This window comes from Maribacter orientalis, from assembly GCF_900109345.1.
GTDB classification, from domain to species: domain Bacteria; phylum Bacteroidota; class Bacteroidia; order Flavobacteriales; family Flavobacteriaceae; genus Maribacter; species Maribacter orientalis.
Map to the genome: position 1 here is coordinate 617,554 of NZ_FNZN01000002.1, position 24,901 is coordinate 642,454.

Consider the following 24,901-nt stretch of genomic DNA (forward strand, 5'->3'; position numbering starts at 1 on the left):
AGCACCGATAATAGTATATTACTGCGTGTCCACTTCCGACAAAATTTTTGAGAATACCCTTGTTTTTATTGTTCTGTAGTTTTTGAGATGGTCGATATAAACGTTTCGATTTTTTTCGTGATGATGCAAGTAATACGCATCGCATGCTACCGTATCACACTCTATCGCCTTACCCAATGAGCTCTCATAGCGATGGAGCGTAGCCAAATGCAAGGTATTATCACTTCTCAAGGACAATAATTGTTGGTAAAGCTCCCTATTATGTAACATTCGGTCTCCGATATTGAGCAGATATTCCAATTCTTCGTTTACATAAGAAAGGGCTTCGGCCCAATTTACGACCTCCGCTTTGTCCTTCTTGGCCATAATACTGGCATCCGATTCATGTGCATAAATTTTTTTTGTCCCGTTCATAATACCATATCTAGATTTATGTGTTTTTTTTCATGATTTATTTTTTCTATGGTCAGTTCCTTTACACCGTTCGGAAACTCCCAAATAATTGTATCACCCTCGGCATAGCCGATGACGGCGGCTCCCATAGGGGTTGTAATTGAAATTTTATCCTCCTTTATATTACTTTCGGTAGGGAGTACCAACTGAAATGTTTTATGCCATCCTTCCTTTGAACCGATTGTAATTACAGAATTAAAGCGGACCACATCGGCCGGCATTTTTGCATCTTCTACGATCTTGGCGGATTCTAGCTCACCCAATAATTTCTTTACGGACTTTCGCAGTGTCTCGTCCTTATAATATCCCGATAGATTCATCAACCTTTTCAGGAGCACATACTCTTTCTTCTCTATTATTAAATTTCCATGCTTCATTACCTATCTATTTAATTTAAAATCCGATCTGAAAACCAGTTTCAAAATTTATTCGTTGCAATTATGGAAATATTCCCCTTTGTACATAAGCTTCTTCCAAACGCTGTATCGCTATTATAAAGGCGGCCGTACGCATATCCACTTTTTTTTCTTTAGACACTTCCATGACTTTGGTAAAGGATTCTTTCATCTTTTTTTCCAACTTTGTCAATACCTCTTCCAATTGCCATATCTCACCATTCCGGTTCTGTAGCCACTCAAAATAACTACCTATGACCCCGCCAGAATTGCAAAGAATATCCGGGATAATATCAATACCTTTTTCAAGTAGAATCTTTTCCGCTTCCACATCTGTAGGTCCGTTTGCTCCTTCCGCAATAAGATAGGCCCTTATTTTAGATGCATTTTCTGCGGTTATTTGGTTACCCAGTGCAGCTGGAATACAGATATCACAATCCAAACCAAAAAAATCTGAATTTTCGATTCCTATCGACCCTTTAAAATTTTGAATACTTCCATTGTTCCCTTTTGTATATTCCAAGAGGTTCTCTACAGAAATACCATTTTCATTATATATAGTCCCGAACGCATCTTGAACACCGGTTAGAAGGGCACCTTCTTTTTCCATAAAATGGGCGGCCCAATATCCAACATTACCAAACCCTTGGACAATGAACTTTTTACCTTTTAGAGAAATATTATTACTATTCGCCCAGAATTTAATGGTAAGGAAAACACCGTAGCCTGTGGCACGGTCCCGTCCCTCGGAACCACCTGCACCAATAGGTTTTCCCGTTACTACGTGCATATTTGTAGAACGTTCTGCTGGAGATTTTGTGGACATGTAAGTGTCCAATATCCAGGCCATGGTCTGTGGGTTGGTGTTTACATCGGGCGCTGGTATATCTAGTTCCGGACCAATGTTATCACCTAAAGCATAGGTGAACCTTCTTGTAATACGTTCCAATTCTGCCTTTGAATATTTTGATGGATCAAGTTGAATTCCCCCTTTGGCTCCACCATAGGGTAAACCTGCCAATGAGGTTTTCCACGTCATCCACATTGCCAATGCCCGTGCGGCATCGATATCTACGGTAGGGTGATAGCGTAAACCTCCTTTGTAGGGCCCTAATGCGTTATTATGTTGAACGCGGTATCCGGTAAATATTGTTACTTCACCATTGTCCATACGAACAGGAAAATGTACCACGAACTCATTGTTGGTTACCTCTAAAATTTTTCTGATGTTGCCGTTAAGGTTTATGATATTTGCGGCATTATCGAACTGGCGCATCACATTTTCCAGCATACCTTGTTTACGTTGCTTCAATGGCATTGCTAATTTTGTTGTCATTTTTATAGTATTACGATTATATTCTGTTCATTTTGAAAATGTTCTTCACTTGTTATTTCAAGGGATACTAGAGTCAATGGAAAATAATCTTTGTCCAACTCATGTACGTACTCGCTACAGGAGTAAATATTTTGATGATTTCTTGTCAACGAACAGTGGAGCATATTGCGACAAGTGCTGCATATACTTAGTTTATAATTTTTCATCCGTTTTATTCTGTATACGTTAATTAGGGGAGGGCTCGTTAGGATGTGCGTGAAGCAGCTTCATCGGATTAAATATCAATACCAGCATAGTGATTCCAATAACCACCATAAATGCAACTTCAAGTTTGGAAAGTAGAATGTTCATTCCCAAGGATTTGTTCGATAATTGGGTCATTAATTCACTTTCCTCTAACTGGATATTCGCGAGGCCATCTAGACTTGACCTCATTTCTTCCAGCTTTTTACCAGCGGCTACGGTATAAGTTGACAGTTCATTACCTGATGTTTCCGTAATCCGATTTTCAATTTCCTGCAATTTTGAAAACTGATTTTTAAGCTTGTTAAGTAAGTTGAATTCTTTAGGGGTCAATTGTGTGGCTTCAAAATCTACCAACAGCTTCTGTACTTTTTGATTCTCAGTTGCTATCGGTGCATTGTTTTCGTTTGAGATAATCCGTAATTCCTTACCGTGAAATATAGTGGTCAACTGATAAATAAAATTCTGTACCACGACCCGGTCCTTATAGACCGAATTGACTGTAGTTTGAATCGTAGAAAAGTGCCTTTGGTCCAATCTATTTGTGCCCAGCACCAGCAAAAATGCCACTACCAGAACCAACCCTATTTGTATACGTTGTGGAATTGTAAGTTTTGTGAACATGGGCTCTATTTTTTTAAGGCTATTTGTCTATTTTGAGTAGTCTTTCCATTTTCATAAACCCACCTGGCCTTGTCTTTTAGTTGAGCAAAACAAATTCTTAAAGACCAAGCGGGTTTCATCAACCAATTAATTTTTACAGTACCTCCAACTCACCGGAAGCCAAAGCCTTTTCAAAATCAGCCGATACCACGGTGTGACTACCAAAGAAACGGTTTCCATCGGTTCGCTTAATTTTTACTTGGGTCGTACCGTCTTTCTTTTCCTTTATGGCGGTTACGACCACTTTTTCTCCTTCCGCGCGCTTATAATTTGCGATACCACCTCTTTTGATAATGAAGTTGGCTCTGGGAAAATTAATGTGTTTGTACGTGTTCGTCTCAGGTTTACCGATTTCTAGGATATCACCTACTTTAACGTCGGTCACTTCTTGGTTAACGGTGCTCTGGGCACTCAACATGCTTACTGAGAATAATAGGGCAATTACATATTTGATCATAATTGTTTATTTAGGGTTAATGAATTAGTATATCCTTTTGGCAAAGATTCTTTGATGATATCTTCTGAGATATCAATTTTTATTTTCTTTTTAAGTTGTTTTACTTTTTCAACGGTTAGTGACAAAACACTTCCAGGAAGGCCGAATTGGATTTTATCCCCTTTGGATAACCCAATTAGCGATGCACCCAAACTGCTTATCACCGAAACTTTATTTCTCTTTAAATTTTCTTCACTCGGTGCCACAATCTGAAAGGTTTCTTTCCATTTAGATCCGCACTTAACAATGATCTTGGAGTATAATTGGATAATCTCGGCCGGTAGGTGCTCTTCTTCCAGGATAATGGAATTACTCATTTTCGTTTCCAGTATCTCCAAAACATTCTTATGGGAATAGTCCTCCATTGCACAATCCATTTGCAGATACTGTTTTATAATCACAAAATCTTTTTTGCAGAAAACAAGACTACCGTACTTCATCTTTCTTCATTTTTAGATTTGACTTCACTATCCGTGCTTCCTGTTTTAATTTCATCATTGATGCACCCCTTTTTATTAAGGGATATTCTAGTGCTTTGAATCGATGCTAAAAACAGTAACATATACTATTGTTTGTGTCCGTTCCATTAAAGGCAAATGGCATGCCCTAAAACTTATTAGCGCATGCCAAAATATATAACATATTGAAAATCAGCTATAAATATTTTAAAATATGGGTTTGGAAGTTTTGGAAAGTGGGGACAATTTCCTCAGGTGGGGAAATATCCCCCATTTTTTTAGTTTAATTTATCGCGTAAGGTCTTACGGTCTATCTGTAGAATTTTGGCCGCTTTGGTCTTGTTACCTTTTGTGTGCTCCAATACACGTTGTACGTATTCTTTTTCCATAGCTTTTAGTGTAAGGAAACCGTTCTGGGGAAACTCAATCTGAAATTTTAAAAAATCTGGTAGGTCTTTCACATCAATCAGTCCATCGGACATGATTACAGCCCGCTGAACAATATTTTCAAGTTCCCTTATATTGCCTGGCCAATGATAGCGTTCTAAAACCTGTAACGCTTCCAGTGACATACGTAGCAATCGGTCCTTGTATTCAACACCATATTTTCTTAAGAACTTTTCGACCAATAAAGGAATATCCGATTTGCGTTCTCTTAGTGGCGGTACCGTAATCTCAACAACAGTGAGTCGATAATAAAGGTCTTCTCGAAAGTTTTTATTTTTGATGTCCTCTAATAAATCTGCATTTGTCGCTGCGATAATCCGAATATCTACTTTTTCGGCTTTTTGAGAACCTACCTTAGTTATTTCTTTCTCTTGTAACGCTCGAAGTAATTTGGTCTGAACTGCAAGCGATGCGGTCCCGATCTCATCCAAAAAAAGCGTTCCGCCCTGCGCCGCTTGAAAGAAGCCGTTGCGATTTTCGTTCGCTCCTGTAAATGCACCTTTCATATATCCAAAAAGTTCGGCCTCTTGTAAGTTTTCTGGAATGGCACCGCAGTTTACCGCAATAAAGGGGGCGCGCGAGAACTTTCCGGAATAGTGAATGGACCGAGCTACTAGTTCTTTTCCTGTACCACTTTCTCCCTTTATAATGACCGTAGCTTTATTATCTTTTACTCTTTCTATGATGTTGGTCACCGCGCTAAATGCTTCGGACGCACCGACCATTTCAGTTTGGTTGTTGTTTACCACATGCGGAAGAATTGGTTTTTTCTTTTGACTTTGCGGACCTTGCTTAAACGCTTTTTCAATGCTCTTTTTTAATTCGTCCTTTGTGAAAGGTTTGCTTAGATAATCTATTACCCCAGATTTCATGACTTCCAAGGCCCCATCAACGGAAGGATATCCCGTAACGACTAGTTTCGGCATTTCAGGATAGTGCTCATTGGCAAACTTTACTAATTGTAGTCCATCTACCTCGGGCATTTGTATATCCGTTATCAACAAATCAATATAGGTGTCTTTAAGGATATATAAGGCTTCTTTTACGGAGACGGCTTTGTAGGTGTGATAATCCATTGACTTCAAGTGCCTTTGTAAAAGCTCTAGAATATCAATGTCGTCATCTACAATTAGAATGTTCTCTTTCTGTAAAGCCATACTTATAATTTAGGAAAATCAACGGTAAAGATAGTCCCTTTAGGCACATTCGGTTTATGAGAAATAGTTCCTTTATGACTGCTGATGATACCGTGAACAACACTTAGCCCCAAACCTGAACCTTCACCAATGGGTTTGGTGGTAAAAAAAGGTTCAAAGACTTTATCTTCATTTTCAGTTGTAATGCCTTTGCCTTCGTCCGAAATGCGGATTCGGATTTTTTTTCTTTTTTCGATTACGTTTACATCAATGGACCCAGCAATAGGGGAATAATAGGCCGCGTTCATAATTAGGTTGAAAAGTACTTGCGTCAATTGCACGGTATCCGCTCGAAGTTCCATCACCTCGTTACTGAACGATTTGGTAAGTTTTATTTTCTTTTCACGAAGTGAAGGTCCGAGCAACTTTAGTACATTCTCTATAATAGGCTTCAAGTCGAAGGAATTCATTTCCTGCGGCATTTCACAGGCGAAGAACATCAGTTTTTTTACGATTTCGCGACTAAAAATGGCATTATCCATAATTTTTTCAAGGTCACGGACATTTTTTTCCTTGCTGACCTTTTCTTTCAATAATTCGGCAAAGCCGAGAATGTTCGCCAGTGGCGTATTCAATTCATGGGCGATTCCAGCCGTGATTTCTCCAAGAATGTGTAACCGATCCGTACGTTCCATTTTCCTTCTTGTAGCAGCTTCGCTGTCACGGATTTGTTTACGCTCCAGAAGATTCCCGACCGCAAGGCTAATATTATCGAGCAAGGTCTGCTCTTCCTTTAGGAAATCATTTTGATTGTATTTCTCTTTTGGATAACCGACTGTAATCCGACCATCCATCTTATTGAAAATCTTGATTTCAGAGGTTAGTATGACCCTATCCAAATCGTAATCATCCGTCTCTACCTCGTAACCGTTGGTAATTAAATGTGCCTCGGTATCATCATTAAACTGCCACCCCCTCTTTAAACAGTAAAGAATTGCCTCTAATGAATTTCTAAGCTGTTCGTAATCAGAATTAACAATGATTGACGTTACCTCGTATAGACAGGTCAGTTCTTTTACACGTTCTTTAAGTTTTATTTCTGCTGCTGTCATTGTATAAAGGTCTTAATTATTGGTATGAAATAAAAATATATTGGTGACTAGAGATATGTTTGATGTGCAACAAAAAATATTAATAACTCTTTTTTTAAAGTTATCAGGTTTAAAAAAGAGAATATTTAAAGGTTCCGGAAAATCGGCCGTTTAACAGTACAAATTTAAAAAGAGAAATAGTATTTATTTGATAGTCTCATTCGTGATCTCTTTAAATTTTCTCGTTAATTAACCTTTTGTGGAACTTAGATTCCTTAATCTAATATTGAAGTTAAAGCACCCCATGAATGTAGATTCTTTTTCAAAAAATATTCTGTAAACGGTGAAGAAGTTTTAAAATGGACCAATTTGTATCAAATAATACCCATCTTAATTAAAAACTAGTTTTGCGTGCAAATGAAAAAAGCTTCAAAAGTCAAAACTCTTGAAGCCTTATATTTACTGGTGGAGAATACCGGATTCGAACCGGTGACCTCTTGCCTGCCAGGCAAGCGCTCTAGCCAACTGAGCTAATCCCCCGCTTTTTAGAGTGGACCAAAGGAAATACATTTTAACAACGTATCAAAGCACTACTTAATCTTTCTTTACACTAAGCACCAATACGGGTACAGGAGCATAAAACTCCGATTTAGAAATGGTACTTTTCTCCCACAACTTCTTGAAAAAGCCACGTTTTCTTCTAAAAACACATAATAAATCTGGGTGTTGCCCTTGAAAATGTTCCAAAACGCCATGATAGGTAGTTGGGTTCTCTGTAAATTTCAGTTGAGAACTTATATCCATTAATGCCGTATTGATTTTTAAATCATCATCTGTATATCCAGGTGTCTTCACCATTAAAAGATTTACCTTCGACTTATGCTTGTTCTTAATTTCAATTAATGGATCAAGAATTCTCTTCCTCTTTAAAATACCTGATTTAAAGGCTACCAAAATATTTTTAAATGGCTTATATACCGTTCCTTTAGGTACGATCAATGTTGGAATATTAGTTCTTTTAATAATTGCACCCGAGGTTTGCCCTAAATAATACGCTTCTTGAATATCATTACTTCTTGGCGCCAAAATAATTAGATCAAGACCTATTTCTTTATCAATTTCCCTTAGTCCGTCCTTTAGCTCACCATTAAAGCTTGCAATTTTTATAGACACCTCTTTTGTATTGACTTTTTCAATAATTTCTTTCAATCGTTCTTTTCCACTGTCGGCGATTTTTTGAGTTACATTGGTTAGCGTACCCGTTTTTCCGGTTACGTTGAAAACCTCCATTACATAAATTTTCGCACCAAAGGCTTCTGCAAAGTCTACTGCATATTGTAACGTTTCTGTCGCATTTGTGGAGGTCCCTATTGGAACAAGAATATTCATCATGATAAAAATTGTTGATTATTACTCTAAATTTACGATTTATATAAATCGCTTTTATGATTCAACTGGCAAAGATATCGCAAATACCTGAAATATTAACCATGACCGATGCTTGCAGATTAGCCATGGAAGCAAATGGTATTTACCAATGGACAACAGAATATCCGTCTAAAAAAGCATTTGAAAATGATATTGAACGCAATGAGCTTTATGTACTTCTACATGATAATGAAATAGTAGGATGCATTGTCATTTCCCTTTTTATGGACGAGGAGTATCGTTCGGTAGACTGGCTGACAGAAAACTCCAAAAATTATTACATTCATCGTTTAGGGGTACATCCTAAATACCAAGGACAAGGTTGTGCCCAACGCTTAATGGATTTCGGTGAAAACTTTGCTAGAGAACATAATGCCCACTCCGTTAGGTTAGATACCTTTAGCCAAAATAAGAGAAATCAGAAATTTTACGAGCAACGTGGCTATACTAGACTGGGAGATATCTTTTTTCCAAAGCAAAGCGAACATCCTTTCCATTGTTATGAACTCGTATTATAGAAACACACTTTTTTGAAGACTTCCGTTAATTTTAAATCTATAAACGCCCTTGCTATTCCTGCAACAATTGCCGGTATCGCTGAACCCTTGTTGTCTATAACAGATACGGCTATTGTAGGCAACATTCCCGTTGACGGATTGGAATCTTTGGCAGCCGCAGGTATTGTTGGTTCATTTCTTTCTATGCTTATCTGGATTCTTGGACAAACCCGTAGTGCCATATCTGCCATAATATCTCAGTATTTAGGTGCTGGAAAGTTGGATGAAGTCAAAACCTTACCCGCGCAAGCTATTTATCTCAACATTGCATTGAGCATTGTTATATTACTATCTACCATTTTTGTAATTCAAGAAATCTTTGAGCTTTTAAATGCTAAAGGAAAAATTCTTCAGTATTGCATCAGTTATTACTCCATAAGGGTATGGGGTTTTCCTTTAACTCTCTTCGTTTTCGCTGTTATGGGAATTTTTAGAGGTTTACAGAATACCTATTGGCCCATGGTAATTGCCATTACCGGAGCATTACTTAATGTAGTTTTCGATTTCGCATTCGTATATGGCATTGAAGGTATACTTAAACCTATGTATTTAGAAGGCGCAGCTTGGGCGAGTCTACTTGCTCAAGCAATTATGGCGTTAATGGCTTTCTACCTGCTCTTGACTAAAACAGATATTAGTTTGAAACTCAAATTTCCTTTACATCCAGAATTGGGGAGATTAGTTATTATGAGCCTAAATCTTTTTGTTAGGGCTATTGCATTGAATACAGCCTTAATATTAGCAGTAAGGGAGGCGGCAGCATTAGGCGATAAATATATTGGCGCGCATACCATCGCCATAAATCTTTGGCTATTTTCCGCATTTTTTATTGATGGTTATGGCGCAGCTGGCAATATTATGGGGGGTCGATTATTGGGTGAAAAAAATTATGACGGACTATGGTTATTGTCCAAAAAGATTACCACTTATGGACTATATGTAAGTATGTTTATCATGGTAATGGCCACCATTTTCTACAAACCTCTGGGTAGTCTATTTTCTAACGAAAGTGTAGTGCTATCTGCTTTTTACAGTATCTTTTATATCATAATACTTGGCTTACCTACCAATAGTATCGCTTTTGTTCTAGACGGTGTGTTTAAAGGTCTTGGTGAAATGAAGTATTTACGAAATACCTTACTGGTTGCTACTTTTTTAGGTTTTGTACCTATGCTTTTAATTGGAAAATATTTAAACTGGGGACTTACTGGGATTTGGCTGTCATTTACCGTTTGGATGCTAATAAGAGGTGGAGCGTTAGTGTGGAAGTTTAGAAGAAAGTTTAAACCTTTATTGCAAAATCAGTAATTTTGAACTAAACAAAATGCTATGGTTACATCAAGAAAAAATGGAAGTTTATACACACGAATAGATGGTCAAGTAGCACATGTAGAATTTGGCCACCCAGCAAGCAATTCGTTTGTTACGGATTTATTGCTACGACTTACAGACACTTTAAATGAGTTATCTGAAAATTCGGGTGTATCGGTTATTCTTTTAAAATCTGAAGGTGAAAAAGCATTTTGTGCAGGCGCTTCTTTCGATGAGCTGTTAGCCGTTTCGAACATAGAAGAGGGCAAAGCCTTTTTTAGCGGTTTTGCCCATGTCATAAACGCTATGCGCAAATGTAAAAAGGTAATCGTAGGTCGTGTTCATGGTAAAACAGTTGGCGGTGGCGTTGGTCTTGCTGCTGCTTGTGACTATGTATATTCTAATGTTGAAGCATCTATTAAACTTTCTGAACTAAGTATTGGTATTGCTCCATTGGTCATTGCACCTGCTGTTGAACGAAAAATAGGCACTGCTGCATTAGCAGAATTGTCACTTGCCCCTACCGAATGGAAGAGTGCTTACTGGGCACAAGAAAAAGGCTTGTTTTCAAAAGTTTATGAATCTGCACAAGAGATGGATAAAGAATTAGACTTCTTTATTCATAAACTCGCTAGTTATAATCTTGATGCATTAACTGAATGGAAGAAAGTTTTGTGGGAAGGTACCGACCATTGGGATGTATTATTGACAGATCGTGCAGCCATAACGGGGAAATTAGCCCTTTCTGACTTTACGTGCAATGCCTTGTCAAAATTCAAAAAATAAACAATAACTGAAACAGCTGTTCGTTTTGTTTCTAAATCATAATTATGGAATTCTTTCAAATGTTAAACGGTAATCTCGTTTTCCCTATTCTTGCCCTTTTCGTTTTAGTAATCTATTTTGTAAATAAAGTACGCGCAAAAAGAAAGTATAAAAGGTAAATACGAATCGAAAGCAACTGATATGTATTCACGTATCTACTTAAAAAAGCACTAACATGTTTCCTAACGTTACACTGGTAATTCTATCGATATTTCTGGTTGCGTGTAATGACAAAGATGAGCTTACGCAGATAGATTGTTCATTGACCATTTGCACAGAAGTTTTTGTAACCATTACAGTTAGCGTTAAAAATGCATCTGGTGAAGCCATACGGTTTGACAGCTATGAAGTAATTGATGTTGATTCTGGCAAAAACCTGACCGATAATTTCAACGAAGAAGAAAATCAGTATTTAAAAGAGCAAGGTCTTTACCCCATTCTTAGTGATACCTATAGAGTTAAATATCAAAATTCAACGGCAACAGTAACTTTCAAGGGTTATATTTCTAACGAAGAGGTCATAAACGAAGAATTTGTTGTGAGTGCAGATTGTTGCCATGTTAGCTTAATCTCAGGTAATACTGAAATTATTTTAGATTAATTTCTAACGAATAAATCCTTTTAAACTTTCCCTACCTTTGCCATATAATCACAGGCTATGAGCAACATTCGTATTACCAAACAATTCAATTTTGAAACAGGTCATGCACTTTATGGTTATGACGGTAAATGTAGAAATGTACACGGTCATAGCTATAAGCTATCCGTAACGGTTATTGGTAAGCCTATTACAGATACAAGTCACGTTAAATTGGGGATGGTGATAGATTTCGGCGATTTAAAAAAAATAGTGAAAGAAGATATCGTAGATATTTTTGATCACGCCACCGTATTCAATAAAAATACACCTCACGTAGAACTCGCTAAAGAATTGACAGATAGAGGGCACAATGTAATTTTAGCAGCCTACCAGCCTACAAGTGAAAATATGGTTATCGATTTTGCCGCTAAAATAAAGGCCAGACTTCCAAAAGACATTTCGTTGTTCTCACTTAAGCTACAAGAAACCGATAGTTCTTTTGCAGAGTGGTATGCCAGTGATAATTAATTTCATCAAAATTTAACGAAAACACCCTTTTCATCCATAATTTCAAAATTCAATAATACTTGGGGGTCCTCATATGCTGGGGGTCTGTGAAGTCGAGAATGAATATGTAATTCACTTTTTGAATATTGCTATGAATTCAGTACTAAACAGACAATGTACATTTGTAATTTCAGAAGGGGACGATAAGCGAGGTATAGATACCGCCCCTATATTTGACACAGCCAAATATAGCCCTGAACAAGTAACCTTTAGTGTAGGGATTATAAAATGAAATTCGATGAGAGATCTATTTCAGGTACATATTATTAATACCGTAATTGGTAATACGTTAATCTGCATATTTAACCACTAGCCCTCTAGATAGGTCTGCGAGCTTATAAGTGAGCCTTTTGGAATTAGGGTTGCCAAAAAAATTTTCGTATTGGATTGAACGAATTTAATATCCTTGAACCATTTATGGTTTCAAAAAGCATTCTATTCGAAAAATCCACACTTCCTTTTAAGTTGAGTTCTGTGGCTATCATCGATTATTTAGAGTCAATTACTGGTGCGTATATAAAGCCGGTCGAGTTTAACGGACCAAATGCTTCTGGTTTAAATGAAAATGGATATGGCGATTACCTTTCAATCAAAGTCGTTCGTATTGAAAAGAAATTAAGAATAGCTATAAAATATTTAGATTGGTATACCATCTTTGTACGCGAAACAGTTTTTATATATTTATATTCGAATGATGAACATTGAACTTCCGAAAAGGAAAAAAGTATATTTTGCTAGCGACAACCACCTAGGCGCACCTACTATGAAAGAAAGTAAGCAGCGTGAGCTTAAATTCGTTCGTTGGTTAGATACGATCAAGTTAGATGCAGGAGTGCTATTTCTGATGGGCGATCTGTTCGATTTTTGGTTCGAATACAAAACAGTAATTCCAAAAGGATTTACGAGAACCTTAGGAAAGCTTGCCGAGCTATCCGATGCGGGAATAGAAATCCATTATTTTGTAGGTAATCATGATCTTTGGATGAATGGTTATTTTGAAGAGGAATTGAATATACCGGTATATCATAAACCCCAGCAATATAACATTAATGGCACTTCCTTTTTCATAGGCCATGGTGATGGGTTAGGCCCTGATGACAAAGGATATAAACGGATGAAGAAAGTATTTACGAATCCTGTAGCTAAATGGTTCTTTAAATGGCTACACCCAGATATCGGGGTACGATTGGCTAAGTATTTATCTGTAAGTAACAAATTGATTAGCGGTGATGATGATGCTAAATTCTTGGGAAATGATAAAGAATGGCTTGTGCAGTACGCACATAGAAAATTAGAACAACAACACTATGATCATTTTATTTTTGGTCATAGACATCTTCCATTAGAAATACCATTGAAAGAAAATTCAAAATACACCAACCTTGGAGATTGGATCAATTATTATACCTATGCCGAGTTTGATGGCGAATATCTTTCTTTGAAAGAATTCAAATAATTATTTTATTTTTACTTGACTATCAGCTAAACTTTATGTAATCTTTTTCTTACAACATAAATTAATACGTTCACAACAATAGTTTTATAAAACTAGTACTTCATTATATCTTTACAGTGTTGTTAAGTTTAAATGTTGAGCTCAAATCTTTTCATTACCTACAAATTCCCTTACTTGATGACTCAAATCTTAAGTGTTACCTACATTAAAGTACAGCCCCTATTTTAGGGGCTTTTTTTAATAATATATCTAACTTTCATGCTCTTCAACATCTTTCTGCAAATCTAGTTTTCTAAAACCAGGGGAGACAATTGCCGTAAGACCAACAGTTAGTAAAGTCATGGTTCCTCCAAATACAACTGCCGTTACCGTTCCCATCAACTTAGCGGTTACTCCACTTTCAAAAGCTCCTAATTCATTAGACGAGCCAACGAACATTGAGTTTACTGAGGCCACACGACCCCGCATATTATCCGGAGTCTTTAATTGTAATATGGTCTGTCGTATGATCATAGATACACCATCTACGGCGCCACTTAAAAACAAAGCAATTACAGATAACCAGAAATAAGTAGATAGGCCAAAGACAATCATACAAATACCAAAACCAAACACTGCAAATAATAATTTCTTACCTGCATTTTTATGAAGCGGAAAACGTGTGGAACCTAGCATGGTAATAGCTGCACCCACTGCAGGTGCCGCTCTTAAAACACCAAAGCCTTCTGAGCCTACATGTAGAATATCTTGTGCGAAAATAGGCAATAAAGCTACTGCGCCACCAAATAATACCGCAATCATGTCTAGGGTTAATGCTCCTAAAATAGCACGTGTTTTAAAAACAAAATTTAGTCCTTCTTTTAAACTTTGAAAAACCGGTTCCCCTATTTTAGGATTTAGTATTGCCTTTTTCGAAATATTGGAAAGTGCCATTAACGCTACTAATGAAAATCCGAATATGACACACATTGACCAGTGTACTCCTATAAAACTAATAGAAAAACCAGCTAAAGCCGGACCAAGTACCGATGCCATTTGCCAAGTTGTACTACTCCACGTAGCAGCATTTGGGTATATCTTTTTTGGAACAATTAAAGCTATTAATGAGAAAATAGTCGGCCCTAAAAATGCCCGAACCAAACCACCTAAAAAGACTAAACCATAGATTCCATAAAGAATAACTTTAGTTTCATAAGTTTCTAAAACAGAAGGTAGACTTAACATGAATAGTCCAAAACTTATCACAGAAAAGCCCAAAATGCACTTCATTAACAAATTTCGTTTTTCTTTCTGATCTACAATATGCCCAGCAAAAAGCGCCATACCCACAGCAGGTATTACCTCCATTAATCCAATAATACCTAATGATAAAGGGTCTTTGGTAATAGTATACACTTGCCATTCTATGACAATAAATTGCATAGACCAAGCAAAAACCATGGCAAAACGAACTAAAAGAAAAATATTGAATTCCTTAAATCTTAAGGCAGCATAAGGATCATTTCCGCTCATATGATAATCGCTAAATAAGCATCAAAGATATTTAATTAATTAGGTGGCATTTCACAATCATAGAACTAATTAGCGCTTAAAAAAATGTAAAACTTGAGATAACTGGTTGAAGTTATTAATTGATGCCAAACTCATCAAAATAGGAATCTAACTCCAATTTAAATAGCGTACCATTTATTAAATCTCTTATTTCAATGACTTCTTGAAAACTCACTGCAAAGGTTATTTGATGGGCGGGTGAATTTAAAAGTAATGATCTACATTCCCCTTTAACTTTACAGTCTTTACATAAATTACCCTTACCACTCTGCAAAGTATCATTTATACATTTTGAAAAATATTGAAGTTCTTCGGGCGTTAGCAGCAAACCAATATCTCTAAAAATCAATTGAACTTTATTCGATTTTTGAGGTTCATCATGTTTCCATTGAAATGCTATTCCAAAATCATTTTGGTAAATCGGACTAATCTCATTCATAACTATCTAACTATTTCATATAAATATATGAATCTTATTTAGAATAATTATAAATAACGCATTTAAATTGTAATTTCTATTTGATTTCCCTCGGGGTCTAAAATGACACTTTCGTAATATCCATCACCTATGGTACGTGGTTCCCCTTCAATAGTGAATCCATCAGCTCTAAGTTGCTCGGTCAGTGCATTTACCTTTTCTCTTGTACACCTACCGAAATGGCAAAATGAACTAGTCCGTTATCTATAACTTCATTATTGGAACGCGTATTGATTACCGACTTATGCATTAATTCTAGCCTTGAACCTTGTGTAAAACTCAAAAAATAGGAAGAAATATTCTTATTCAGATTGTAGTATTTATCGCCTGATACTGCCATAAAATGGGATTTATAACATTCACGCATTTCTTCTAAATTGCTCACCTAAATAGCAATATGTTCTATTTTTATTTAATATCCTTTAGTTTCAATTGAAGACTAACCGTTCCTTGCCATTCATTCTCATCTAGTGAAAAGACAGCATTAAATGGCTTTCTGCTTGTTACCATAGGTAGTTTATCGCCCATATTAAAACCGATTCCATCAATTTTATAACTGTCTTGCTGCACTACGGAAATCTTTAAATGAGCTTCATTGGCTCCTACCCCTTTTGCATAACCCGTATCTTTTATGTTTTCTGCCATAAATACAGGTGACATATTACCAGGACCAAATGGTGCGAACTGTTTCAATATTCGCATTAATTTAGGCGTAAGGTCTTGTAACGTTATGATCGTATCAATCGTAATTTCTGGGGTGAGTAGCTGTGGCTCTATTGTCTCTTTAACTACTTTTTCAAACTGATGTTTAAAATTATGATATTGCTCTTCTAGCAAGGTAAGACCAGCAGCATATTTATGTCCGCCAAATTGTTCGATATAATCAGAGCAACCTTCCAATGCATTGTACACATCAAAACCTTTTACAGACCGTGCCGAAGCTGCTAATTTATTGCCGCTTTTGGTAAATACCAAAGTAGGTCGATAATAGGTTTCGATTAATCTTGAAGCCACTATGCCAATAACCCCTTTATGCCAAGAGTCTTTATATACAACCGATGTAAAGCCCTCTTCCTCATCGTTCTCTTTAATCTGAACTAAAGCTTCTTCGGTAATTGCTTTATCAAGCCCCTTTCTATCGGTATTGAACTTTTCTATTTCCGAAGCGAATCTTACTGCTTGAGCCATGTTGTTTTCCGTCAATAGATTTACGGCATGTTGACCATGTTTCATTCTACCGGCAGCATTGATTCTGGGTGCAATTATAAACACTACATCGGTAATGGTAAGTTCTTTTTTATTTAACTGGTCTATAATTGCCTTAAAACCAATTCTAGATTGCTGATTGATAACCTGTAGGCCATAGTAAGCAAGAATTCGATTCTCCCCAGTTATCGGAACTATATCCGCCCCTATTGCAGTTGCCACTAAATCAAGATAATAGACTAAATCGTCGATAGTTTCCCCACGGTGAGAGCCTAAGGCCTGAATCAGCTTAAAACCTACGCCACAACCACATAATTCATCGTATGGATATGAACAATCTTCACGTTTAGGGTCTAAAATAGCTACAGCATTGGGTAATATTGTGCCAGGCCTATGGTGGTCACAAATAATAAAATCTATATCCTTCTCTTTTGCATAGGCAACTTTATCAATTGCCTTCACACCACAGTCTAAAGCAATGATTAAGGTAAATCCGTTATCCTCTGCAAAATCGATTCCTTTATACGATACTCCATACCCTTCTTCATACCGATCGGGAATATAGGTTGCCACATTAGGATAGTAACTCAGCAAATAGGAAGAAACCAAAGCAACAGCCGTTGTACCGTCTACATCATAATCACCAAAAACCAAAATATTTTCGCCCTTTCCTATGGCCTCCTCAATTCTGTTTACAGCGATGTCCATATCCTTCATCAAAAAAGGGTCATGAAGATCACTTAGCTGTGGCCTAAAGAATTTTTTCGCATCTTCAAACGTAGTAATTCCTCTTTGCAAAAGCAGCTGGGCTACCAAATCATCTACTTGAAGCGCATTGGCTAAAACGTCAATGTCTTCTTGTTTAGGTTTTGGTTTAATAGTCCAGCGCATGGTTTGTAATATTCAAGTGTCAAGAGGAAGTTCGCAGTTAGGAATTTTATCTCGTCATTGCTTCGTGACCCCCAATGACGTTTATTCATTATGAAATACAGTCTTTATCTCTAATTCAGCAAACTTTCTGAACATCTCCATAACTCCACAATATTTCTCTACAGATAAATCAACTGCTCTCTGAAGCTTTTTCTCATTTAGATTACTACCATGAAAATGATATTCTATGATTACTTTATCATAAAACTTTGGATGCTCATCTGTAAGATTTGCAATGGTTTCAATTTGAAAATCATCTACTTCAAGTTTCATTTTCTTAATCAAAGCGGCAACATCTAAGCCAGAACAACCTGCAAGCGCAGATAGCATTAGTGCCTTTGGTCTATAACCACTACCGTCACCACCATCTTCTTTAGCAATATCTATTTTTAGGGAATGCCCAGATGGATTATTACTTTCAAAGGCCATGTTGCCCAACCATTTTGTGGTAATATGATTTGTTGTGCTCATAATTTTTTGTTTCTTGTAAGGATACAAAAATACAACAATCTCGGCTGTCATTACTGGCAACGAAATGAACATCGCAACAAATAATTCGATTGATTACCGTATCCAAATCTTAAAAAAATAACAATGGCATTAGTAACACCGCTTGACTCAAATCATGATCTAGAAACGAAAGAACTGGCAGCATTCTTTAATGAAACTCTAGGTTTTTGTCCTAATTCAGTATTAACGATGCAGCACAGACCCGCTATTTCAAAAGCCTTTATTAATCTCAACAAAGCAGTCATGGCGAATGAAGGACGCGTAACATCTGCTTTAAAAAGAATGATTGCATGGGTGAGCAGTAATGCTACAGGATGTCGATACTGCCAAGCACATGCCATTCGTGCTGCAGAACGTTATGGTGCAGAACAAGCGCAATTGGATAATATTTGGGAATACAGAACCCACTCTGCATTTTCTGAAGCTGAACGTGCCGCATTAGATTTTTCTTTGCAAGCCTCTCAAGTACCTAACGGAGTTGATGCCGAAATTAAAAAACGTTTATATCAATATTGGAATGAAGGTGAAATTGTAGAAATGCTTGGTGTCATTTCTCTCTTTGGATACCTTAACCGCTGGAACGACTCTATGGGCACCTCTATTGAAACCGGTGCTGTCGAAAGCGCGGACCAATACTTAGGGAAACATGGTTGGAAAAAAGGTAAGCATGATGGGTCGCAGTATTAGTTAATGGCTGTTGACTGTTGACAAAATAATAAATATCGTCTTTTCCATCTCGCTAGCAATCGGGGTCGAAAAGACGTACCCTATTTTAAAGTTTGGGCTATTAGCTCTTGCAACTCCCCAACAACCTCGCCTTCAAACCACGGATTTTTTCTCCTCCAAAAATGATTTACAGGAGAAGGATGTGGTACTGGAAAATACTGTGGTAGAAAGTCTGTATAGTTCATAACATTCTCTGTTAAATTCTTTTTAGACATTTTCCCCAAATATTGGTCTTGTGAATATTTACCTATTAATAGAATCAGCCTTACGTTTTCAAATTGTTTCCATACTTTAGAATGCCATAAAGGTGCACACTCCTTTCTTGGTGGCAAATCACCTGTTTTTCCTTTTCCTGGGTAACAGAAACCCATGGGCAGGACCGCAAAATTATCTGGATTATAAAAAACTTCTTCATCGACTCCTAACCACTCCCTTAATTTTTTACCACTATGGTCGTCCCAAGCTCTATTTTCAACATGAGCCTTTCTACCCGGTGCCTGACTTACTAGGATTATTTTTGATTTTATTGAACCAGAAATTATAGGTCGTGGTTCTAATGGCAAATGAGCCTTGCACACTTTACAACCTCTTATTTCGGTTAATAACTTTTCCATTATGTTAGATTACAAAATTCTTCAGCAACCAAATCGTTAACATTCCCCAAAATGTTCCTGTCGCCATACTTAAAATAGCCAGCACAATAGCATGTGGCATCCATTTTAAATTATAGGCAGCAGTGACTGCTGGCGCCGTAGCTATGCCACCAACGTTTGCCATACTTGCAATTGGCACCCATGCCATATTTATATTTAAGAGTTTTGCAATAAGTATCATAAACAAAAAGTGGCCAACCAACCAAACTACCAAAAATCCAAGAAAAGGCATGTTAAAACCAAGCGTAGCGATTTGCAGTTTTAATCCTAAAATAGCCATAACCACTATAATTAAAATTCCACCTGCTTTTAAGGCGAACTTGTAATTCCATTGCTTTATAAAATTGCTTATTACCAATCCTAAAAAGGATAACAGCACTACTTTAGCAACAAAACTTTCTATTAAAAAATTACATAGAACTACTATTCCTAAAATGATAGCTATACTTACCATCGGATTTAATTTAACACCTGTCTCTACACGAATATCCTCGGGAATGGCAATGTCGGTAACCTTAAACCCTGCATTAAGTTTGTCGCTTTTTTTAATACTCTGAAACATTAGAATAGTCCAAATATTTACCAAAATATTATCCATCACCAAAACAGTAAGGAATATATTTTCTGGACATTCTACCAATTCTTTTAAGACCAATTGACTGGTACTGCCTCCAATCCAACTTCCTACTATAGGTGGTAAACCCAACCAATATCCCTCTTGTATCATGATTTCCGACACCAAGTCAGTCTCAGAAAAAAGTAATAAAAATACTATAGGGAATACTGCGATGAATAATGATCCCGATGCAAAAACCAACAAGGGCTTTAATCCAATAGCCTTAAGCTGAGTAAGCGACAAACTACTCATCACAGCTATTATCGCTAAGGGGATAAAATAATCTTTACTAAAATCATGAATAGTAGCCTGGGAATAATCAACATTTAGCACATAGGAAATAATAGCAGGAATGATGTATGCTAATAAGATTGCCGGTACCCAATCAAAAATAGATTTGATATGTCTATTTTCCCATCGGTCCAAAAAATATACAGCTATGACCGTGATTGTGGCTATGACCCATGGTACTATCATGGTAACAATTTAAGGCATTTTTACACCTATTTTGAAATTATTTTAAAGGCTCTCCATCAAAAGTCAAGCCTTCAAAACCAGATTTCATAAAATTCCTGATATTCTGATGACCATCACCTTCTGGTTCTTGTAACACCTCATCAAAATAATAAGCACCAAAACAAGCCAAGGTTTCTTCCTTTGTAAAGCCTTCCTTTTTTGCAAAGGCAAATACTTTACAAGATCCAGAATTTTGTCCTAACTCATTTGTTATAGTACCATTGGTGAATGCCGTTGGCGTAAAAGTGAAATTAGATTCAATTACCGACATGGTATCGGAAAAAGATATATCTGTTGGTTTTGTTGCTAATTTATTCTTGAACTCTTCTAATTTCATACTTTTTACTTTTTCCCTCCAACAACAATTACAATTTCTCCTTTAGGTGGTTTCTCTGTGAAATGTTTTAAGACTTCCTCAGCTGAACCACGAACGGTTTCTTCATAAAGCTTGGTCAATTCCCTAGAAACGGAAACAGGTCTGTCTGCTCCAAAATATTCAACAAAATTTGCAAGCGTCTTCAATAATTTATGTGGAGATTCATAAAAAATAATCGTCCGTGATTCTTCCGCCAAAAATTTTAGTCGAGTCTGTCTTCCTTTTTTAACCGGTAAAAATCCTTCAAACACAAACTTATCATTTGGCAAACCGCTATTGACCAATGCTGGCACAAATGCTGTAGCTCCTGGCAAACAATCTACTTCAATATCATGTTCTACACAGGCACGAGTCAATAAAAAGCCAGGATCCGATATAGCAGGTGTGCCAGCATCAGAAATTAATGCTATGTTCTCACCATTTTTTAATCGACCTACTAAATAATCGACCATATTATGCTCATTATGCATATGGTGACTTTTCATAGGCGTACCAATTTCAAAATGATGCAATAATTTACCACTAGTACGAGTATCCTCGGCTAGAATTAAATCGACCTCTTTAAGTATACGAATAGCCCTTATGGTCATATCCTCTAAATTGCCTATCGGAGTCGGAACTAAATAAAGTTTTCCCATGTGTTTCTAAAGTAAACAACCTCGGGGCAAGCCCAAGACATTCGTAACGAGACGACTTAAATATAGTGAGGCAAACCTCGGTTCATTTACATCTCGATTATCGAGTAAAAAACCCAACACCAGTGGTAGGGCGTGTAATTCAATTATTGTTTTTATTAAGCAAATCTACGGGCGACCAATTCAATAAATCGTTCTTCATATAGCTCTTTACCTACCCAATTATTATAGTCTGGTTTTACCATATTTTCAATAAAGGAAATAGAACGTTCCTCAGAATCAATTGTATTTAATTGAGACAATACTCGGTTATAATCTTCCATACTATTATTGAACAAATGCTTTACAAATGCCAAGCGATCATTAAGATCGACCTTCACGTTGCTTTTCGCTAAACGGTCATTTAAAGATTTAGGCGATGCTTCACTTTTCTTTAAATCCTCATTCGAAGGCATAAAAAGTTCCTTGTCATTTTTCATATAGTTAGGTTTAGACATAAACTCAGCCAAAACATCTTCTAACTCTTCATTATTCGGCATTTCAGAAACCATATCCTTTATCGTATCCATGCCAGGTATCATAATATCTTCATCGTGCGGATTATTCTCTGGCACTGATTTATTAGAATCTAATACCGCGTTCGCCAATTCTTCGAACTTAGCGGCAATAGCATTTTTAGAAACATCTACTTCCATGTCGTTAAGTTCAAGTTCAATAAACTTTAGTACAGCCAATTTTTCGTAAAGATTTTTAGACAATTCATATAGACCCGCTATATCATCTAGATTATCTGCAGTTAGAATTTCTGTGGACAACTTCCTCAACTCCTTTTTCAACTTATTTTTCATCTCACAATTTTTTATGTCAAGACCTAGAAGGCGTCTTTTTTTAATAACTTTATCATTCTAAAATAATAAACGAAAAACCCCTTATTTTCGTCTAAAATTACAAAATGTTTCTTGAAAACACAGTGAATCCGAAAGAACAATTCGGATGGATAGAAGTCATTGCCGGGTCTATGTTTTCTGGAAAGACAGAAGAATTGATCCGAAGACTAAAACGCGCCCAGTTTGCCAAATTAAAGGTTGAAATCTTTAAGCCTATGGTAGACACTCGTTATAATGATGAAATGGTAGTTTCACATGACGCCAATGAAATACGTTCTACGCCTGTACCTGCTGCTGCGAATATTCGAATACTTGCAGATACGTGTGATGTAATTGGCATAGATGAAGCCCAGTTCTTTGATGATGAAATAGTTACGGTATGTAATGATTTAGCCAATAAAGGTGTTCGGGTTATCGTTGCAGGCCTTGATATGGATTTTAAAGGAAAACCATTTGGCCCTATGCCAGCACTTATGGCAACGGCCGAATATGTAACTAAAGTACATGCCATTTGTACCCGTACAGGTAATTTGGCCAACTACAGCTTTAGAAAATCTAGCAATGATAAATTGGTTATGTTAGGTGAGGTAAATGAATATGAGCCCTTAAGCCGTGGAGCTTATTACAAGGCAATGCTTAAAGAAAAGGTGAAAATTATGGATGTAAAATCTGAAGAGATTGATGCTAACAAAAAGAATGAAAATGGCTAAGGCACAAGAGACCGTTTTAGAAATTGACCTAAAGGCACTTGGTCATAATTACAGTTTTTTACGCTCCAAAATAAAGCCCGAAACGAAATTTATGGCGGTGGTTAAGGCATATGCCTACGGCAGCGATTCTGTGGCAATTGCCCGACACCTTCAAGAATTGGGTGTAGATTATTTTGCCGTTGCCTATGCTAACGAAGGTATTCATTTAAGAGAAGCAGGCGTCACTGCACCTATTTTAGTACTTCACCCACAAAAGGCTCATTTTCAATCATTAATTGAGAATAACCTAGAGCCCAGCATTTACTCAAAATCTATCTTGTCAGATTTTATTTTAACGGCACAAAAACTAGGCGTTAAAGAATATCCTATACACTTAAAGTTTAATACCGGACTGAATAGATTAGGTTTTTCAATTGACGATCTACCAGAAATTTCAAAACTCATTGATAAACAAGATGCCGCTAAGGTAATTGCTGTTTTATCTCATTTAGCCGCTACTGAAGATAGTAACGAAACTGAATTTACAAACTTCCAACTAAAACGTTTTGAGGCTATTTGTAAGCAAGCAGGCGTTACTTTTAAAGACAAATTTTTAAAACACGTTCTCAATACATCTGGAATTATTAATTATCCTGAAGCACAATATGACATGGTACGAAGTGGCATTGGCCTGTATGGTTACGGAAACCACCCAGATGTAGATTCTCATTTAATACCGGTGGCAACTTTAAAAACCATCATTGCACAGAAACATAATATTCCTGTAGGGGAATCAGTAGGGTATAATCGCAAGTATTCATCGAATTCAGAAACCATTACAGCGACTTTGCCTTTGGGACATGCAGACGGAATAGGTCGAGAATATGGCCATGGAAAAACCTTTGTTAGTGTTCATGGCCAACTTGCCCCAATAATTGGAAATGTTTGTATGGACATGATAATGATTGACGTAACTGGTATTGAATGTTCTGAAGGTGATGAAGTAATTATATTCGGAAAAGAATTACCTGCTTCAGAATTTTCACAGACCGCTAATACTATTTCATATGAGTTAATTACAGGACTTTCGCAGCGCATAAAGCGGTTAATCATAAACTGAGTTTATTAACATTTCTTTAAGGTTTGAAAATTTTTATTAAATTGCCTTACTTTATTATTAACCATTAATAAAAATACTAGAACATGTTTAAAGAATTTAAAGATTTCATTATGACGGGTAACGTCATAGATTTAGCCGTAGCAGTATTACTCGCAGGTGCTATGGGATTAGTCGTTAGCGGATTTGTTGGCGATATTATGATGCCAATTGTTGGTCATTTCAGTGGAGGCGTAGATTTCGCTGATATGAAAGTTGTATTATCTGAGGCAATTATTGCGGCTGATGGTTCGATTACAAAACCAGAAAATGCCATTATGTATGGAAAATGGATTAATGCAATTATCAACTTAATCATTGTTGGTTTTGTATTATTCATTATTGTTAAAGCTTACAACAAAACAAAAACACCACCAGCTCCAGTTCAAGAGGCTCCAAAAGGACCAACTACTGAAGAACTTTTGATAGAAATTCGTGATGCTTTAAAAAAGTAATCAGAAAATAATTCCTTGGTTTTTTGAGGAACCGTTGCACTGCAACTTATATTCATTAAAACCGTCAACTTTGTC

The 24,901-nt window shown here is 36.7% G+C and carries 32 protein-coding genes and 1 tRNA gene; 12 read left to right on the plus strand and 21 right to left on the minus strand.

The genetic code is table 11. From position 1 onward, the window contains the following. Positions 1 to 18: 18 nt before the first annotated feature. The 10 genes from BMY56_RS06365 to BMY56_RS06410 form a co-directional block, all read right to left on the minus strand. Positions 19 to 414: a hypothetical protein gene (locus tag BMY56_RS06365; protein WP_091621478.1), complete on the minus strand. Its 396-nt coding sequence runs from the start codon at positions 412 to 414 to the stop codon at positions 19 to 21. Further along, positions 411 to 830: a GreA/GreB family elongation factor gene (locus BMY56_RS06370; protein WP_091621481.1), complete on the minus strand. Its 420-nt coding sequence runs from the start codon at positions 828 to 830 to the stop codon at positions 411 to 413. Before BMY56_RS06370 ends, BMY56_RS06365 begins: the two co-directional genes overlap by 4 nt. A 61-nt stretch (positions 831 to 891) precedes the next feature. Further along, positions 892 to 2,184, minus strand: coding sequence for a Glu/Leu/Phe/Val family dehydrogenase (locus BMY56_RS06375; RefSeq protein ID WP_091621483.1), 1,293 nt, complete (start codon positions 2,182 to 2,184; stop codon positions 892 to 894). A 225-nt stretch (positions 2,185 to 2,409) separates the two neighbouring features. Beyond that, positions 2,410 to 3,051, minus strand: a complete 642-nt coding sequence (locus BMY56_RS06380; RefSeq protein WP_091621486.1) for an MCP four helix bundle domain-containing protein — start codon at positions 3,049 to 3,051, stop codon at positions 2,410 to 2,412. A gap of 133 nt (positions 3,052 to 3,184) precedes the next feature. Further along, positions 3,185 to 3,547: a hypothetical protein gene (locus BMY56_RS06385; RefSeq protein ID WP_091621488.1), complete on the minus strand. Its 363-nt coding sequence runs from the start codon at positions 3,545 to 3,547 to the stop codon at positions 3,185 to 3,187. Next, positions 3,544 to 4,026, minus strand: a complete 483-nt coding sequence (locus BMY56_RS06390) for a GreA/GreB family elongation factor (RefSeq protein ID WP_091621491.1) — start codon at positions 4,024 to 4,026, stop codon at positions 3,544 to 3,546. The genes BMY56_RS06385 and BMY56_RS06390 overlap by 4 nt, the downstream gene beginning before the upstream one ends. A 296-nt stretch (positions 4,027 to 4,322) precedes the next feature. After that, entirely contained in the window at positions 4,323 to 5,648 is a 1,326-nt protein-coding gene (locus BMY56_RS06395) for a sigma-54-dependent transcriptional regulator (protein ID WP_091621494.1), read from the minus strand. A 2-nt stretch (positions 5,649 to 5,650) separates the two neighbouring features. After that, positions 5,651 to 6,739: a sensor histidine kinase gene (locus BMY56_RS06400; protein ID WP_091621497.1), complete on the minus strand. Its 1,089-nt coding sequence runs from the start codon at positions 6,737 to 6,739 to the stop codon at positions 5,651 to 5,653. A gap of 442 nt (positions 6,740 to 7,181) precedes the next feature. Beyond that, positions 7,182 to 7,258 (minus strand) — tRNA-Ala (locus BMY56_RS06405). Between the two features lie 54 nt (positions 7,259 to 7,312). Next, entirely contained in the window at positions 7,313 to 8,110 is a 798-nt protein-coding gene (locus BMY56_RS06410) for a universal stress protein (protein ID WP_091621500.1), read from the minus strand. 53 nt (positions 8,111 to 8,163) lie between these two features. Between BMY56_RS06410 and BMY56_RS06415 the strand changes: the two genes are divergently transcribed. From BMY56_RS06415 to BMY56_RS06450, 8 genes are all read left to right on the plus strand, one after another. Further along, complete coding sequence (locus BMY56_RS06415; RefSeq protein WP_091621502.1) at positions 8,164 to 8,664, plus strand: GNAT family N-acetyltransferase; 501 nt, start codon at positions 8,164 to 8,166, stop codon at positions 8,662 to 8,664. 12 nt (positions 8,665 to 8,676) lie between these two features. Further along, a complete protein-coding gene (locus BMY56_RS06420) occupies positions 8,677 to 10,011 on the plus strand; it encodes an MATE family efflux transporter (protein ID WP_091621505.1) in 1,335 nt (444 codons plus the stop codon). Between the two features lie 21 nt (positions 10,012 to 10,032). Then, positions 10,033 to 10,800, plus strand: coding sequence for an enoyl-CoA hydratase/isomerase family protein (locus BMY56_RS06425; RefSeq protein ID WP_091621508.1), 768 nt, complete (start codon positions 10,033 to 10,035; stop codon positions 10,798 to 10,800). A gap of 214 nt (positions 10,801 to 11,014) precedes the next feature. After that, complete coding sequence (locus BMY56_RS06430; RefSeq protein WP_091621511.1) at positions 11,015 to 11,440, plus strand: hypothetical protein; 426 nt, start codon at positions 11,015 to 11,017, stop codon at positions 11,438 to 11,440. 57 nt (positions 11,441 to 11,497) lie between these two features. Then, entirely contained in the window at positions 11,498 to 11,947 is a 450-nt protein-coding gene (locus tag BMY56_RS06435) for a 6-pyruvoyl trahydropterin synthase family protein (RefSeq protein WP_091621515.1), read from the plus strand. Positions 11,948 to 12,077: 130 nt separating this feature from the next. Next, positions 12,078 to 12,218 (plus strand): hypothetical protein, encoded by a 141-nt coding sequence (locus BMY56_RS18595; protein WP_177170927.1) that lies wholly within the window; start codon positions 12,078 to 12,080, stop codon positions 12,216 to 12,218. 155 nt (positions 12,219 to 12,373) lie between these two features. Continuing rightward, on the plus strand, positions 12,374 to 12,691 hold the full coding sequence (locus BMY56_RS06445; protein ID WP_218144553.1) for a hypothetical protein: 318 nt from the start codon (positions 12,374 to 12,376) through the stop codon (positions 12,689 to 12,691). Further along, a complete protein-coding gene (locus BMY56_RS06450) occupies positions 12,678 to 13,442 on the plus strand; it encodes a UDP-2,3-diacylglucosamine diphosphatase (RefSeq protein WP_091621523.1) in 765 nt (254 codons plus the stop codon). The genes BMY56_RS06445 and BMY56_RS06450 overlap by 14 nt, the downstream gene beginning before the upstream one ends. Before the next feature lie 249 nt (positions 13,443 to 13,691). Here BMY56_RS06450 and BMY56_RS06455 read toward each other — a convergent pair whose 3' ends face one another. The 6 genes from BMY56_RS06455 to BMY56_RS06475 form a co-directional block, all read right to left on the minus strand. Further along, positions 13,692 to 14,954: an MFS transporter gene (locus BMY56_RS06455; RefSeq protein ID WP_091621526.1), complete on the minus strand. Its 1,263-nt coding sequence runs from the start codon at positions 14,952 to 14,954 to the stop codon at positions 13,692 to 13,694. Between the two features lie 115 nt (positions 14,955 to 15,069). Then, on the minus strand, positions 15,070 to 15,432 hold the full coding sequence (locus BMY56_RS06460; protein ID WP_091621529.1) for a hypothetical protein: 363 nt from the start codon (positions 15,430 to 15,432) through the stop codon (positions 15,070 to 15,072). Positions 15,433 to 15,494: 62 nt separating this feature from the next. Continuing rightward, the gene (locus BMY56_RS19120) at positions 15,495 to 15,617 is read right to left on the minus strand and encodes a VOC family protein (RefSeq protein ID WP_394332495.1); all 123 of its coding nucleotides are present in this window, start codon (positions 15,615 to 15,617) and stop codon (positions 15,495 to 15,497) included. A gap of 5 nt (positions 15,618 to 15,622) precedes the next feature. Beyond that, positions 15,623 to 15,811: a VOC family protein gene (locus BMY56_RS18820; protein ID WP_245737156.1), complete on the minus strand. Its 189-nt coding sequence runs from the start codon at positions 15,809 to 15,811 to the stop codon at positions 15,623 to 15,625. A 68-nt stretch (positions 15,812 to 15,879) separates the two neighbouring features. Then, positions 15,880 to 17,568: a single-stranded-DNA-specific exonuclease RecJ gene (gene recJ, locus BMY56_RS06470; RefSeq protein WP_091621532.1), complete on the minus strand. Its 1,689-nt coding sequence runs from the start codon at positions 17,566 to 17,568 to the stop codon at positions 15,880 to 15,882. 81 nt (positions 17,569 to 17,649) lie between these two features. Then, entirely contained in the window at positions 17,650 to 18,078 is a 429-nt protein-coding gene (locus tag BMY56_RS06475; RefSeq protein ID WP_091621875.1) for an OsmC family protein, read from the minus strand. Positions 18,079 to 18,201: 123 nt separating this feature from the next. Here BMY56_RS06475 and BMY56_RS06480 point away from each other — a divergent pair, with 123 nt between their 5' ends. Further along, positions 18,202 to 18,804 carry a carboxymuconolactone decarboxylase family protein gene (locus BMY56_RS06480; protein WP_091621534.1) on the plus strand — a complete coding sequence of 201 codons (603 nt, stop codon included), beginning with the start codon at positions 18,202 to 18,204 and terminating at the stop codon, positions 18,802 to 18,804. An 80-nt stretch (positions 18,805 to 18,884) separates the two neighbouring features. Here the strand turns inward: BMY56_RS06480 and BMY56_RS06485 are convergent, their stop codons facing one another. The 5 genes from BMY56_RS06485 to BMY56_RS06505 all read right to left on the minus strand — a co-directional run bounded on the left by BMY56_RS06485 (position 18,885) and on the right by BMY56_RS06505 (position 22,487). Continuing rightward, positions 18,885 to 19,457 (minus strand): uracil-DNA glycosylase family protein, encoded by a 573-nt coding sequence (locus tag BMY56_RS06485; RefSeq protein WP_091621537.1) that lies wholly within the window; start codon positions 19,455 to 19,457, stop codon positions 18,885 to 18,887. Positions 19,458 to 19,461: 4 nt separating this feature from the next. Further along, positions 19,462 to 20,589 (minus strand): DUF819 family protein, encoded by a 1,128-nt coding sequence (locus tag BMY56_RS06490; RefSeq protein ID WP_177170928.1) that lies wholly within the window; start codon positions 20,587 to 20,589, stop codon positions 19,462 to 19,464. Between the two features lie 37 nt (positions 20,590 to 20,626). Then, a complete protein-coding gene (locus BMY56_RS06495) occupies positions 20,627 to 20,965 on the minus strand; it encodes a HopJ type III effector protein (protein WP_091621540.1) in 339 nt (112 codons plus the stop codon). 5 nt (positions 20,966 to 20,970) lie between these two features. Continuing rightward, on the minus strand, positions 20,971 to 21,642 hold the full coding sequence (gene rsmI / locus BMY56_RS06500; RefSeq protein ID WP_091621543.1) for a 16S rRNA (cytidine(1402)-2'-O)-methyltransferase: 672 nt from the start codon (positions 21,640 to 21,642) through the stop codon (positions 20,971 to 20,973). A 155-nt stretch (positions 21,643 to 21,797) separates the two neighbouring features. Further along, a complete protein-coding gene (locus tag BMY56_RS06505) occupies positions 21,798 to 22,487 on the minus strand; it encodes a hypothetical protein (protein WP_091621546.1) in 690 nt (229 codons plus the stop codon). Positions 22,488 to 22,591: 104 nt separating this feature from the next. Here BMY56_RS06505 and BMY56_RS06510 point away from each other — a divergent pair, with 104 nt between their 5' ends. From BMY56_RS06510 to mscL, 3 genes are all read left to right on the plus strand, one after another. Further along, on the plus strand, positions 22,592 to 23,236 hold the full coding sequence (locus BMY56_RS06510) for a thymidine kinase (protein WP_091621549.1): 645 nt from the start codon (positions 22,592 to 22,594) through the stop codon (positions 23,234 to 23,236). Next, entirely contained in the window at positions 23,229 to 24,335 is a 1,107-nt protein-coding gene (alr, locus tag BMY56_RS06515) for an alanine racemase (protein ID WP_091621880.1), read from the plus strand. Before BMY56_RS06510 ends, alr begins: the two co-directional genes overlap by 8 nt. A gap of 83 nt (positions 24,336 to 24,418) precedes the next feature. Next, on the plus strand, positions 24,419 to 24,826 hold the full coding sequence (gene mscL / locus BMY56_RS06520) for a large conductance mechanosensitive channel protein MscL (protein WP_091621551.1): 408 nt from the start codon (positions 24,419 to 24,421) through the stop codon (positions 24,824 to 24,826). The last annotated feature ends 75 nt before the right edge of the window (positions 24,827 to 24,901 follow it).